The organism is Neobacillus muris, assembly GCF_943193175.1.
GTDB lineage: Bacteria > Bacillota > Bacilli > Bacillales > Cytobacillaceae > Neobacillus > Neobacillus muris.
On sequence record NZ_CALPDF010000050.1, the window covers coordinates 20,268 to 32,792 of the forward strand.

General features: G+C 40.7%; 15 protein-coding genes. 8 read left to right on the top strand and 7 right to left on the bottom strand.

What is annotated here, in order from left to right; genetic code table 11:
• Positions 1–68: 68 nt before the first annotated feature.
• Positions 69–416, bottom strand: coding sequence for a YlbF/YmcA family competence regulator (locus NFS43_RS21495; RefSeq protein WP_251554891.1), 348 nt, complete (start codon positions 414–416; stop codon positions 69–71).
• Positions 417–562: 146 nt separating this feature from the next.
• Here NFS43_RS21495 and NFS43_RS21500 point away from each other — a divergent pair, with 146 nt between their 5' ends.
• The 7 genes from NFS43_RS21500 (at position 563) to NFS43_RS21530 (ending at position 7,955) form a co-directional block, all read left to right on the top strand.
• On the top strand, positions 563–1,942 hold the full coding sequence (locus NFS43_RS21500) for a YheC/YheD family endospore coat-associated protein (RefSeq protein ID WP_251554893.1): 1,380 nt from the start codon (positions 563–565) through the stop codon (positions 1,940–1,942).
• A gap of 1 nt (position 1,943) precedes the next feature.
• Positions 1,944–3,047: a YheC/YheD family endospore coat-associated protein gene (locus NFS43_RS21505; protein ID WP_251554895.1), complete on the top strand. Its 1,104-nt coding sequence runs from the start codon at positions 1,944–1,946 to the stop codon at positions 3,045–3,047.
• Complete coding sequence (locus NFS43_RS21510) at positions 3,025–4,389, top strand: YheC/YheD family endospore coat-associated protein (protein WP_251554896.1); 1,365 nt, start codon at positions 3,025–3,027, stop codon at positions 4,387–4,389. Before NFS43_RS21505 ends, NFS43_RS21510 begins: the two co-directional genes overlap by 23 nt.
• Entirely contained in the window at positions 4,386–5,429 is a 1,044-nt protein-coding gene (locus NFS43_RS21515; RefSeq protein WP_251554897.1) for a YheC/YheD family endospore coat-associated protein, read from the top strand. Before NFS43_RS21510 ends, NFS43_RS21515 begins: the two co-directional genes overlap by 4 nt.
• A 59-nt stretch (positions 5,430–5,488) precedes the next feature.
• Positions 5,489–5,695 carry a YheE family protein gene (locus tag NFS43_RS21520; RefSeq protein WP_251554898.1) on the top strand — a complete coding sequence of 69 codons (207 nt, stop codon included), beginning with the start codon at positions 5,489–5,491 and terminating at the stop codon, positions 5,693–5,695.
• A gap of 113 nt (positions 5,696–5,808) precedes the next feature.
• Positions 5,809–6,711, top strand: coding sequence for a PucR family transcriptional regulator (locus NFS43_RS21525; RefSeq protein WP_251554899.1), 903 nt, complete (start codon positions 5,809–5,811; stop codon positions 6,709–6,711).
• 131 nt (positions 6,712–6,842) lie between these two features.
• Positions 6,843–7,955 carry an ABC transporter ATP-binding protein gene (locus NFS43_RS21530; protein ID WP_251554900.1) on the top strand — a complete coding sequence of 371 codons (1,113 nt, stop codon included), beginning with the start codon at positions 6,843–6,845 and terminating at the stop codon, positions 7,953–7,955.
• Positions 7,956–8,008: 53 nt separating this feature from the next.
• Here the strand turns inward: NFS43_RS21530 and NFS43_RS21535 are convergent, their stop codons facing one another.
• Both NFS43_RS21535 and NFS43_RS21540 read right to left on the bottom strand, forming a co-directional pair.
• A complete protein-coding gene (locus NFS43_RS21535) occupies positions 8,009–8,251 on the bottom strand; it encodes a hypothetical protein (RefSeq protein ID WP_251554901.1) in 243 nt (80 codons plus the stop codon).
• A 78-nt stretch (positions 8,252–8,329) separates the two neighbouring features.
• The gene (locus tag NFS43_RS21540; protein WP_251554903.1) at positions 8,330–8,515 is read right to left on the bottom strand and encodes a hypothetical protein; all 186 of its coding nucleotides are present in this window, start codon (positions 8,513–8,515) and stop codon (positions 8,330–8,332) included.
• 162 nt (positions 8,516–8,677) lie between these two features.
• Between NFS43_RS21540 and NFS43_RS21545 the strand changes: the two genes are divergently transcribed.
• Positions 8,678–8,881 (top strand): alpha/beta-type small acid-soluble spore protein, encoded by a 204-nt coding sequence (locus NFS43_RS21545; protein WP_251554904.1) that lies wholly within the window; start codon positions 8,678–8,680, stop codon positions 8,879–8,881.
• Positions 8,882–9,251: 370 nt separating this feature from the next.
• Here NFS43_RS21545 and NFS43_RS21550 read toward each other — a convergent pair whose 3' ends face one another.
• The 4 genes from NFS43_RS21550 to NFS43_RS21565 all read right to left on the bottom strand — a co-directional run bounded on the left by NFS43_RS21550 (position 9,252) and on the right by NFS43_RS21565 (position 12,232).
• Complete coding sequence (locus tag NFS43_RS21550; protein ID WP_251554905.1) at positions 9,252–9,713, bottom strand: helix-turn-helix transcriptional regulator; 462 nt, start codon at positions 9,711–9,713, stop codon at positions 9,252–9,254.
• A gap of 114 nt (positions 9,714–9,827) precedes the next feature.
• On the bottom strand, positions 9,828–9,992 hold the full coding sequence (locus NFS43_RS21555) for a FeoB-associated Cys-rich membrane protein (RefSeq protein WP_420910350.1): 165 nt from the start codon (positions 9,990–9,992) through the stop codon (positions 9,828–9,830).
• 12 nt (positions 9,993–10,004) lie between these two features.
• The gene (feoB, locus tag NFS43_RS21560) at positions 10,005–12,011 is read right to left on the bottom strand and encodes a ferrous iron transport protein B (protein WP_420910351.1); all 2,007 of its coding nucleotides are present in this window, start codon (positions 12,009–12,011) and stop codon (positions 10,005–10,007) included.
• The gene (locus NFS43_RS21565) at positions 12,008–12,232 is read right to left on the bottom strand and encodes a FeoA family protein (protein ID WP_251554907.1); all 225 of its coding nucleotides are present in this window, start codon (positions 12,230–12,232) and stop codon (positions 12,008–12,010) included. Before NFS43_RS21565 ends, feoB begins: the two co-directional genes overlap by 4 nt.
• Positions 12,233–12,525 lie beyond the last annotated feature (293 nt).

The window sequence follows — 12,525 nt, forward strand, 5'->3', positions numbered from 1 at the left end:
CAAGCAAATGGCACATGAAACAAAAAAGATGCTTCCGATTTCACGAATCCGGAAGCACCCGATTGGGCCTAAAACTGGCCGTATAACTCTGCTAATGGTTTTAAAATAATTTGGTTTAATTCCCCAATCACCATATTCATTCTTTGTTCTGCCTGCATAAGCCGGGTAATTTTTTCATTTTGCTGCACTTGCATTTCGATTGACTGTGCCGCCTGTACATCCTGCTCGGTGATATTCTGGCCGGCCATTTGCTTTTGCTGGAGGGTCATTTGAATTTGCCTGAACTGGTCAAATATTTGCTTGGCTGCCCGATCATCGTTTACCTCTTGATACACCTGCTGCAGTTCTCTAAACTCTTCACTTTGCCGGATGGCTGTTTCTAAGCTTTGTGCGGATTCATGTAAATTAATTGCCACTTAAGTACACTCCTTCATAAAACAATATTCCTAAACTATAACAAACTATTCGATGAAATGCGAGAATGTTCATCTCACCATTAGGCTGGCAATCACATACCATACTACAAATGCCTATTATATAGACGAAAAAATGAGGAGTGGTTATGGCACCTTCACTAACCTCTTTATTAATAAAACCAGAGGATTCCTTACGACCAAATGATGGGTTCGTTCAGATATCCCGTCAATTAATGAAAGATTTAAACATCAAACAAGAGCAGCCAATAAAATTGGTTCTGGGAAAGAAAGAGATTAGCACAGCAGTTCAAGCCATTCAATCAGAAACTAAGGAGCTGGTGATGCCCAAAAGAATGATAGAAGCCTTTGGACTGCCTGTTCATCCCTACAAATTTCTGGCAAACTATCTGCCTGAGAAGAATACACTCTTTCTCGGCCCTGTTATTGGTCTTTTGACCGATTTTAAATTTGCAGCCGGCACCGAACCAGACTTTCGTTCTGTTCATGCCTTTTGTGAAGAACTGGACTATTGGATTCGTGAGATGGGCGGATTTTTTTATGTATTTTCCTATGAACAATTTCCTTCTCAAGGTTACTATTTTGAAAATGGAAAATGGATTAGGGCAAACCTCTGCCTGCCGGATGTCATTTACAACCGAATCCATTCTCGTAAAGCGGAACACTCAGATTCCTTCAAGACATTTCGGAATACACTTGAGCAACTCGGAATTCCGATCTTTAATGACAGGTTTCTTTCAAAATGGGAAGTATACCTCGAACTGAACAAAGCGTTCCATTTATCCCCTTATTTGCCTGAAACTAAAATTTTCTCAAAAGAATCGTTAGTGGAAATGATTCAAAAATTTGAATCCGTGTTTGTTAAACCCGTCCACGGAAGCCAAGGGAGAAACATTATGAAGCTTATGAAAACGGCCGATAATCAATTTGCCCTTACGTCCTCTGCCAAACAACCAGCAGAAACTTCTGTGATTGACCTTTCCGTACCAGGGCTGTACCAATATATAAAACCAATGCTGCCGAATCGTTTGTATCTGGTTCAACAAGGGATATCCTTCTTAACATACGAATCCTGCCCAATGGATTTTCGGGTATTATGCCATAAAAAAAGTGATGACAGCTGGAAAGCAACCTCATCGTTGGCCCGAGTCTGTGCAAAAGATGAATTTGTTTCCAATTTGGCTAGAGGGGGAGCCGTCATGCGGCCTTTGGCTGCCTTACTGTCTGGCATGGGCCGGCAGAAAGCGCAGGAAACACTCAACTGGATGAAAGAACTGGCTTGCAAAACCGCTGAACAAATCGGAAATACCGAGCAAGGACTTGTAGGGGAACTGGGAATAGACATTGGAGTTGACGGAAGTGGCAAACCTTGGCTGATCGAGGTAAACTCCAAACCTTCGAAGGTGTTCGAAGACCATAAGGGAAAGATTAGACCCTCTGCAAAAGCGATTACGGCCATTTGTACAACTCTTGCTTTCGACTTTATGATAGAAAAGGAGGCTGGCTAAATTGACAGCCATTGGAATTATGAGTTTGCACCTAGAAAGTGAGGCACCCTACATCAATGAGATAGCGGCGCTCGCCAAATCGTATGGAATGGAATGCTGCCGGTTTATTCCTTCCCGAATTCATCCACATACTCAACAGGTTAAAGGCATGAAGTATGATTCAGAAGCAAACGGCTGGATGGATGCAGAATTTCCTGTCCCCGCTATTCTTTATGACCGCTGCTTTTATGGAGAGGATGAACATTCCAAGCAATGTTTAGCAATTGTATCCTGGTTAAAGAAGCGCGGAGATGTCACCTTTTTAGGCTATGGACTGCCTAATAAACTGGAGCTATATGATACATTAAAGACTACCAAATTGTCTCCCTACTTGCCGCAGAGCCAGCCAGCGAATGACTCAAAAGCTGTATTAAAAGAACTGGCAGCCAAAGATAGAATCATTTTAAAGCCTATCAATGGATCGCAGGGGCATGGCATCTACTTTCTAAAGAGAAGTAACAAAACGATCCATGTCAAAACAGAAAAACAGAATAAATTAGTTTCGAGGATCTTTCCAAATGAATCGAAATTCATGAAATGGCTGGATTCATTAGTCACAAGATTCCCCTATATGATGCAGCCTTATTATGAATTATACAATCAAAACTTGCAGCCTTTTGATATTAGAGTACTGCTGCAAAAAAACGAACAAGGAAAATGGAGAGAGCTTGGCCGAGGGATTCGCATCGGACAGTCCGGGGGAATTTTATCAAATTTAAGTGCTGGCGGATCGGTTATTAGCTTTTCCGAATGGATTTCTTCTTTGCCTCCTTCAAGCGCTGACTATATAAAGCAGGAATTGCATTATATTTTAACAGAGCTGCCGAAACTGCTAGAAAAGGAATTCCTGCCTTTATTTGAAATTGGGGCCGATATTGGCATCGCCAAAAACGGCTCCATTTGGATACTCGATATCAATTCAAAACCCGGGAGGAAGGTTCTGCTTCAAACTCACCCAGAGTTAGCGGAAACCCTGTACCGCGCTCCGCTCCTTTATGGAAGGTACCTTTCCCAGAAGGAACAAACAGAAAGGAAGAGCATCTATGCGAGAACGTTATCACATTGAGGTTGTTCAAAATGACCAACTAATTGCTTTTTGCCCCCCCTCCCTTTTAAAGGAGCAACAGTTAAAACGAATGGCTTTCGGTTCACTCTCTATGGAAATAGAATTTCTTCCGCATCCCGATAAACAGGATCGGATTGTCTTAAGCCGAGAAATACAAAAGGGATTAAAATTTCCTGATAGTCAACAAGCATTGCATGCCTTTATTGAAAATGAAACTCTTTATATTGGACCGCTGGTAGGAATTTTTACGGCAGGATTCATGGATGATCCCGCCAATCCTATAGGTGAACGAACCGAGTTCTTTAAAAAGCTCCTATCGGTCAATAAAACAGTTGGCGCCCTTCCATTCCTATTTGGTGATCACGATATCAACTGGGAGCAAGGGACCATTGATGGATATTTTTATCAACAACATTCTTGGCATCGGCAGGAAGTTCCGTTCCCAAATGTTATTTACGACCGGCTGCCTAATCGGAAAATTGAGAGGAGCCCAAGGCTAATCAAAATCAAGCAGCGCCTGCAGAAGGAGTACTTAATTCCTTGGTTCAATCCCGGTTTTTTTAATAAACTCGATATTTATGACCGTTTGCAGCAGGATGACTCTGTAGACGGCTATCTACCGGAAACGCATCCATTCACTTCCTTCTCTTTAATTGAAACCATGCTGGCTAAGTATGGCCATGTTTATATCAAGCCAAAAAACGGCAGCCTCGGCTTAGGAGTTCATCAAATTCTCTATGATAAGCATTCAACCGATTATTTCTGCCGATATCAAGATCAAGAAGGCATGAACCGTCTGCGGAAATTTCCCAGCCTTGAGCTATTGTTTAAATGGGTATTTCCGAATCAAACACTTGAAAATATGCTTGTGCAGCAAGGAATTCATTTACTGCGAATAAACAGGCGTCCGGTAGATTTTCGGATCCATACAAATAAAGACGATTTAGGCAGCTGGCATGTATCGGCCATTGCCGCAAAAGTGGCCGGCCACGGCAGTGTCACCACCCACAAACGAAGCGGCGGAGAAGTTAAAACATTAAATGAAATATTCACCAAAGAGGAAGCAGAGCTTTATACAAAAAAGCTGTCGGATGCAGCCTTGCAATTAAGTAAAGTCCTGGAACAAAATGTTGAGGGCATCATTGGCGAAATTGGATTTGATTTAGGAATTGACCGCCATGGAGACGTTTGGCTATTTGAGGCAAATTCAAAACCAGGCCGGTCCATCTTTAGCCATCCGAAATTAAAGCCATTTGATTTTGAAACACACAAGTTATCCCTGGCATTTTCTATATTTTTAACAGAGCAAGCCTTACTGCATCCAGAGGAATTATATAAATGAACCATCCCAGCCCCCTCATCGGCGTCATGACGGCACAAAAATCAAATGGCTCCATCGCAGGAAACAGCCAGCTTTTTATTGGCCTGCAAAAAGAGCTGGCCGCCCATCATGCCTTGAGTTATATTTTTACGGTTGAAGGCGTTGATAAAGAATTTATAACCGGCTATATTTTTTCATTTGATCATAATAGGTGGATAAAAAAAAATTTCCCCTACCCAGATCTCGTCTATAATCGGATTCCTTTCCGTAAGGCAGAAAAAGACGAGGCAGTCCAGCACTTTTTTGCAAATTTAAAAGAAAGGAAGATCCCTTTTTTTAATCCATGTTTTATCGACAAGTTTGAGCTTTATCAATTAATAAAGAATCATCCTATCCTAAAAAGCCATTTGCCTGCAACGATACTCGCCAATGAAAAACAGGAACTTCGGTTATTCCTTAACCAATATTCTCAAATTTACTTAAAACCCGCCAATTCCTCAAGGGGCAGAGGCATTTACCGTATGAGTTTTGGTTCCGCCAATCAAATTTGCCTGGAGGGCCTAAAGGAACGGTTTACCTATTCGTCCTTCGAGCAATTCTGGGATCACTGGTGCGAAACACTGATGAATAAGCCGTATTTAGCACAAGAAGACATCCTTTCAGCTGAATACCAAGGATATCGATATGATTTTCGGATTCTTGCCCACTCCGGCAAATCGGGCTATCAGGTAACTGGGGTTGGCATTCGTCAATCGCAAAAACAGGAAATCACGACCCATATTCCTGCAGGAGGAAAGCTTCTCCCCTATTCCATCGTCCAATGCAATGCCCATGATCATTTTATTGAAACCATTATTCCTGCCATAGGGCCGGCTTTGTCAGAGCGTTACGGTTTTTTTGGTGAATTTACCGTTGATGCAGGAATCAGTGAATCAGGTCAATATTTTATCTATGAAGTCAATTCGAAACCAATGAACTTTGATGAACTGGAAATTGAAGAGAAAAAAATTACTCGGCTCTGTGAGTTATTCCTCCAATTAACCGACCAAAAGTCCATTTAAATTTTTTCTCAAAAAAGGTAAGATTTTAGTAGCTGAAAAAAATCCAGGGGGACACGGGTATGATTATGCACTATCAGTTTAAACCGCTCTTTGAGGGAAAAAATATTCCGGGCTGGACGTTTTCGTTTTACTATAAAAACCAAAGATTCACTGGAATTTATCACCAAACCGGAAAAATAGAATGGACGTCACTGCCTCCCGCACAAGACCAAGAAGCCATTGCCGGCCAGATTCACGAACTGATGCTATTCCATATTTATCAATAAATAGTGACAATTTCACCAGGAACATCGCCCGAAAAGTTGAGAAATAGTTCTCAGCTTTTTTTATTTGCCCTAGCTGTTATAATAGAACAAATGAAAAAAATGGGGAAATGATTATGCTTAGAAATTTATTAACCATTTACAAGAACTCCTACATGCTAACGGAAACATCTGATATTGCCTCTGAAGAGGTTTATGCTTTTGGTGATGCACAAGCCAATGAATGGATATGCATACCCAAAAAAGAAATAAGCGAAAAAGAATTGAGGCTTTTAAAAACTCTTTATAAACAAGCGGAATATAACCCGTCCGTTCCATCAGCCGCCGACAGCTGGTATCATTTTTTATGGCTGGATGGTCCCGTTCCTCCGGTCCATTCCCAAACATCCTTTCGATTTATTCAATTTCAGGTATTTAATGATGATGTGGACCGCAAAGAATTGGAATCCGCTTTGAAAGGCTTTTTTTCGGAAGAGGTCATGATTATTTGGGAAAGTTTAACGAGGGGCTTAATAATTGAGGAAAAACGATTAATTTCACTTTCAGAAGAAGAATTAATCTCCATGTCAGAAACATTGGAAAGTGATTTTTTTGTAAAAATTTCATTTTTCATTGGAAAACTTTATTCTTTTTCAAATCAGCTTTCTTCTTTATTTAAGCAAGAGAGAGAATTCTTTTCCTTCGCATTGGCAAATATAGGCCAATCAGGAATTTTTACGTATGAGCGAGTATTTCCAGTTTATCTTGCCCGACAAATGCCTGACGAGTTCATTCAAATGATGAATCAGGAGGTTTTTGAATTATTTTCCCAGGACCCTGAAATGTATTCGACCATTTTGGTCTTTCTCGAAAATAATTTAAATGCCAGCTTAACGGCAAAGAAATTGTATATCCATCGAAATACCCTACAGTACCGTTTAGATAAATTTACCGAAAAAACCGGAATTGGATTAAAGGATTTTTACGGTGCATTCACCGTTTTCTTAGCTTGTATGTTATTTGAACAAAAACGAGTATAGACCGCTAATTAAACCGTTTACAATTTGCCCAATAGAAACGCTTTCATTTTTGTGCAACCTGTCCATATGGATTTTTCGCCAATCCTTGTAAACTAAAAGTACATCAAACATGAACAGGGAGGCAAAACAAAATGGCAGAATTGAAATTGGATCATATCTATAAGATTTATGACAACAAAGTAACGGCAGTTTCTGACTTTAATTTACACATTCAAGATAAGGAATTTATCGTATTTGTTGGTCCTTCTGGATGTGGAAAATCAACTACTCTAAGGATGATTGCAGGACTTGAGGAAATCTCCAAAGGTGATTTTTATATTGACGGAAAACGAGTAAATGATGTTGCTCCAAAAGATCGTGACATCGCGATGGTTTTCCAAAACTATGCCCTATATCCGCACATGACTGTATATGATAATATGGCGTTTGGATTAAAGCTTAGAAAGTTCCCTAAAGATGAAATTGACCGCCGCGTAAAGGAAGCTGCCAAGATTCTTGGATTAGAAGCCTACCTAACACGTAAGCCTAAAGCATTATCAGGCGGTCAGCGCCAGCGGGTTGCTCTAGGCCGTGCCATTGTCCGTGATGCAAAGGTATTCTTAATGGACGAGCCATTATCCAATCTAGATGCTAAACTGCGTGTAGCGATGCGTGCTGAAATCGCTAAGCTTCACCGCCGCTTAAATACTACAACTATTTACGTAACACATGACCAAACGGAAGCCATGACAATGGCGACACGTCTTGTCGTTATGAAGGACGGAATTATCCAGCAGGTTGGTTCACCAAAAGAAGTATATGAAAAGCCAGAAAATGTTTTCGTAGGTGGATTTATTGGTTCACCAGCCATGAACTTCTTCAGCGGCAAACTGGAAGATGGAAAATTTGTAGTCGGCAATAGTTCTGTCGCTGTTCCTGAAGGAAAGATGAAATATCTTCGTGAACAAGGCTATGTCGGCAAAACCATGACTCTTGGTGTTCGTCCGGAAGATATCCATGATGAGCCTGTATTCATCGAAGCTTCTTCTGGAACTAAGATTACTGTCACTGTTGAAGTTGCTGAGTTAACTGGTGCTGAACTAATGGTATACTCAGGTATCGATGGCCAAGATTTTGTTGCACGGATTGACTCCCGTACAGATATCAAACCTGGAGACAAATTAGAATTAGCACTAGATCTAAATAAAGCTCACTTCTTTGATGCAGAAACAGAAGTAAGAATACGTCCACAAGGCGAGCAATAAACCACTAGCTATTTATCAGATACATTCCTAGAGGCCCCTATCATATGGGGCCTCTATTCTTTAATAAAAATGGTTTCTTCCTTAAAGCAAGATGGGCAGCGGAATAGATGCGGACATTTATGCCCGGAATTTGTGTCTGGATGCCCATCCTCCATTTTCATTAAGTCAATCTCCATATAAGGACTATAATCATCGTAGAAATCCATTTCTCTGCCGTTTTCCAACATAGGCTGGCCGCAGTCAGGACACAATACATAAACCTCACGCAATCCATTGCAAACCGGGCATATCGACATTTTTTTCACCCTTTAGTTTATTGATCTGTATCGATAGTTTATGTTAATCAAAGCGCCCCTATGTTATGGAATAAATTTCTAATCCCTTTTTCGTATAAGCAGATAAATTCTCGCCATAATATTTATTACCAACAGCAATACAGCAGCAACAATCACATCAAAACGATGGATGCAGCCAAAAAGGGTTTCTCCGGTGCAAATCCGGTACATCCAGCCATGAACAAACGGAAGCGCTTGGTTCATCCGGTTTACTGAGCGCTCCAAGCCAAATTTTAGCACAAAGGTTATAAGATGATTCTGATAGGCCTGTGCTAAAGCAGAATAAAAGTATTAGCTGATGGGTTAGGTCAAGGTGACAATGGTTTAATCCATTATGGTTCAATCCCATACTAACCCCAAAACTAATAAGAGGAGTGTTAACTAACTATGGCTAACAACAACAACTCTAACCAACTTTTAGTACAAGGAGCACAACAAGCACTTGATCAAATGAAGTATGAAATTGCTCAAGAGTTTGGTGTAAATCTTGGTGCAGACACTACTTCTCGTGCTAATGGATCTGTCGGAGGAGAGATTACTAAGCGTTTAGTATCTATGGCTGAATCTCAACTTGGCGGTTTCCAACGCTAAAATAGTTATTCAACAATAAAATAATATGGCTTAAGCCCCCTTCCATATATGGGAGGGGGCTTTCAATGATAAAAAAACTGCAGATATATGACTGCAGTCGATTGAGATGCTAATTCTTAATTAATGTATAACTGATAAAATAAGTGAGGATTAATAAACTGCCAATGGCCAATACAACTGAATAATCTGACATTCTTTTCCACCCCATTTACAAAAATCCTAAACTACCTTCAAGCTAACATAAACAGGAAGTTTTCCAAGTGATTTTTGTTACACTTTTACGGCGAAAATATGGACATTTTTTGAATTAGAAAGTACAAAGGATTTCTGTTTTCGGCTGTACTTTAGACTCCCAACTGCCAATGGCCAGTTATACTTCTTCGATTGCAGATATTTCCTTAAATCGTTGTTTAGATTGCTTCTCGTCAAAGCTGCTGAAAATGCGGTAATTTTTTTTATCCAAAATTCGGAAATGTTTACTCAAAATATTCTGCTGCAGCATATAGCCATTTTTTCTTGAAAGGACTCTCCACCAAATCCGGCCGCCAAAAGTTTTCGTCTTCCGATAATCAATTTCCTTTCTTGCAACTGTTTCCAATACTTCGAGAGGCTCATTCCCAAATAAAAATTGTACGGTTTCTGTTTCCCTAAATAAGGCACAAATAGAAACAACAGTTGGCCAATTGGCCAGCACCCTTCCCTTTTCAATTTGAACAAGTGTTTTTTTGGAGACACCAATAATGTCTGCCATTTTTTCTTGAGTGTATCCAGCTTCAGTCCTGATTAATCGGAGCTTTTCTGAAACAATTATAATGATATCCTCCCTGGTCATACTAAGCCCTTCCTTCACATACATCTAGTGTAATTTTATACAAACCGGGTAAATATTAAAAGAAATAAGCAAAAAAAACCGCTGAGATTATCAGCGGCCATTTTTGAGCGATGTTTATTTCACCTGTTTGGGAATACAGCATTCCTTTGAGCAAGATTTATTTATCTCGCATGCTGCACATTTTCCTTGTTTCGACTTTTGAATAAATTTTACCAAAGCCCAAGAAGCGTATCCAAAGACCGCAATCCCAATAATAATGCTGGAAATCATATTTTCCATCTCCCATGTGTATTATACAAACCCTAACAGTTTACCGCCTTGATAAATGATAAAAGATAGAAGGTAAGCTATCACCAATGGATACCCAAGGGCAAAGGCCGTCCATCTTTTCGAGCCTGTTTCCTTATAAATTGTTGCGGTGGTTGCTAAACACGGAATATATAATAAGATAAATACCATGAAGCTAAAAGCAGCAAGCGGTGTGTAGTAACTCGCCAATAGCCCTTGCAGACTTGAACTCTTTGGAACGAAGTAAATGATATTCATCGTAGAAATGATGGACTCTTTAGCAAGGAAACCAGTAATCAGCGAAGCCGCAGCCTGCCAGGTACCAAAGCCTATCGGTGTTAAGACAGGGGCAAGCACTCCGCCAATTGCCGCCATAAAGCTGTGGTCCATATTGACTTTTACCCCTCCAGGACCGGCATAGGATAATAACCAGATAAACACAGAACCTGCAAAAATAAAGGTACCCGCCTTCCTGACAAATCCTTTCCCTTTATCCCAAGTGCTTCTCCATAAAGACTGAAACTGCGGAAGCCGGTATGGCGGCAGTTCAATGACAAATAAAGAGGTTTCTGATTTTAACAGGGTGGAAGAAAATACTTTTGCCAATACTAGTGCTACTACAATCCCTAGGACATACAAGCTTAACACAATAAATGCCTTATGGCCGACAAAAAATGCCCCGACAAATAACGCATAAACTGGAAGCCGTGCTGAACAAGACATTAATGGTGTCAGCAAAATCGTTAAAAGCCGTTCACGCGGGGTTTCGATTGTTCTTGCTGCCATTATTCCCGGAACATTGCAGCCAAATCCAATCATCATTGGAATAAAAGCTTTGCCGTTTAACCCAACTGATTCCATAATGCGGTCCATAACCAACGCCACACGAGCCATATACCCAGAATCCTCTAACAGAGAAATAAAGAAGAATAAAATAAATATTTGCGGCACAAACACTAAAACCCCGCCCACGCCTGCTACTAGCCCTTCAATGACCAGTGCATGAATAAATTCTGAAGCCCCCGCATATGCTAAAGCTGCTTCAAACCAGGAAGTAACCGGGCCGGTCAGCAGCGCATCCAAGGCATCAGATAATGGAGTTCCAAGCCAATCGAACGTTAGCATAAACATCAAATACATAAAGAATAGAAAGATCGGCATTCCTAAATACTTATTCGTGACAATGTGGTCAACTTTATCAGTGAGCGGAACAACTGCATCCTTTTTGACGGCTGCAATGGAAGTAATCGCTTCAATGGTTTCTTTCCTTTTTTGATAGATGAAGCTGGCAGTTGTTTTACTGTTATAATTTAGTTTTAGAGCTGCCTCCAAATTTAAGGCAATGGTCCTAAGCTTCTCTGCATCTGAAATTTGATGAAGGTAATTTCTTACGTATTCATTTCCTTCAAAATATTGAACCGCAAGAAACCGAGGGGAATGTTCAGTACGGCCTTCGAGCTCATGTGATAGTTCGGCGATTGCCAATTCCATCTCATTTCCATATGCCACCGGGTTTCCGCTTTGAGGCTGGCTTGATTTTGTGGAAATCACATCAACCAACTTATCACAGCCTTTGCCGCTCCGGGCCACAACAGGCACAACGGGAACACCCAGTTTTTCAGAAAGCTTGCGGGCATCAATTTGAATCCCGCGCCTGCCGGCAACATCCATCATATTTAAACCAATCAACATGGGCTTCCCAAACTCAAGCAATTGCAGGGTCAAGTGCAGATTGCGATCCAATTGGGACGCATCGAGTATATTTAGCAGCCGGTCCACCGTTTCATTTAGAAAAAAGGAAGTCACCACTCCCTCATCCCTAGATAGCGGATTAAGGGTGTACACTCCTGGCAGATCAATTAATCTGCCAATATTATTTTTGAAAATACCGACTTTTTTCTCTACTGTTACACCGCTCCAGTTGCCAACGTACTCATATGAGCCTGTAAGGTTATTAAATAATGAGGTTTTTCCTGTGTTTGGATTGCCAATTAAAGCGATTTCCATCATACTTTCACCACTTCCACTTGAACTGCTTCTTTGCGGCGGATTCCAACACATTGCCCGCATGATTCAATCATGATCGGACCCCCAAATGGCATTACACATTTGACACATACTTCTGAACCTTCCGTAATCCCAAGATCAAGTAAACGCCTTTGAACAAGATGGCTTACATTGGAAATATCGATTATTTTTCCTTTTTCGCCTGCTTTTAACGAACCAAACATGCCTGATCACCCTTTTTTATGTTAACTGAGAATGATTCTCTTTCTTATACAAACATTTTACCACCTAATTTGAGTGTCAAAGTCACGATTTTATGACAAAATAACGAAAAAAAGAAAGCCCGAGGCTTTCTCAGGCTGTCGAAAAACCTTCGACAGCTTTTATTTTATCTTTATTCTTTATTAATTCACCGCGTTAATACGGTATAATATTATTAGTAGTTGTCTATGCGAATTGTCGGTTGATTTGCGCTCCAGGCGCTTCGCTTTCCGCGGGCGTGCCGGGGAGCTTCCTC

Excerpts from the sequence above, each read along its gene's own strand:
- NFS43_RS21500 (WP_251554893.1), top strand. The coding sequence starts at position 563 with ATGGCACCTTCACTAACCTCTTTATTAATAAAACCAGAGGATTCCTTA.
- NFS43_RS21510 (WP_251554896.1), top strand. The coding sequence starts at position 3,025 with ATGCGAGAACGTTATCACATTGAGGTTGTTCAAAATGACCAACTAATT.
- NFS43_RS21515 (WP_251554897.1), top strand. The coding sequence starts at position 4,386 with ATGAACCATCCCAGCCCCCTCATCGGCGTCATGACGGCACAAAAATCA.
- NFS43_RS21520 (WP_251554898.1), top strand. The coding sequence starts at position 5,489 with ATGATTATGCACTATCAGTTTAAACCGCTCTTTGAGGGAAAAAATATT.
- NFS43_RS21525 (WP_251554899.1), top strand. The coding sequence starts at position 5,809 with ATGCTTAGAAATTTATTAACCATTTACAAGAACTCCTACATGCTAACG.
- NFS43_RS21530 (WP_251554900.1), top strand. The coding sequence starts at position 6,843 with ATGGCAGAATTGAAATTGGATCATATCTATAAGATTTATGACAACAAA.
- NFS43_RS21535 (WP_251554901.1), bottom strand. The coding sequence starts at position 8,251 with ATGTCGATATGCCCGGTTTGCAATGGATTGCGTGAGGTTTATGTATTG.
- NFS43_RS21545 (WP_251554904.1), top strand. The coding sequence starts at position 8,678 with ATGGCTAACAACAACAACTCTAACCAACTTTTAGTACAAGGAGCACAA.
- NFS43_RS21550 (WP_251554905.1), bottom strand. The coding sequence starts at position 9,713 with ATGACCAGGGAGGATATCATTATAATTGTTTCAGAAAAGCTCCGATTA.
- NFS43_RS21555 (WP_420910350.1), bottom strand. The coding sequence starts at position 9,992 with ATGGAAAATATGATTTCCAGCATTATTATTGGGATTGCGGTCTTTGGA.
- feoB (WP_420910351.1), bottom strand. The coding sequence starts at position 12,011 with ATGATGGAAATCGCTTTAATTGGCAATCCAAACACAGGAAAAACCTCA.
- NFS43_RS21565 (WP_251554907.1), bottom strand. The coding sequence starts at position 12,232 with ATGTTTGGTTCGTTAAAAGCAGGCGAAAAAGGAAAAATAATCGATATT.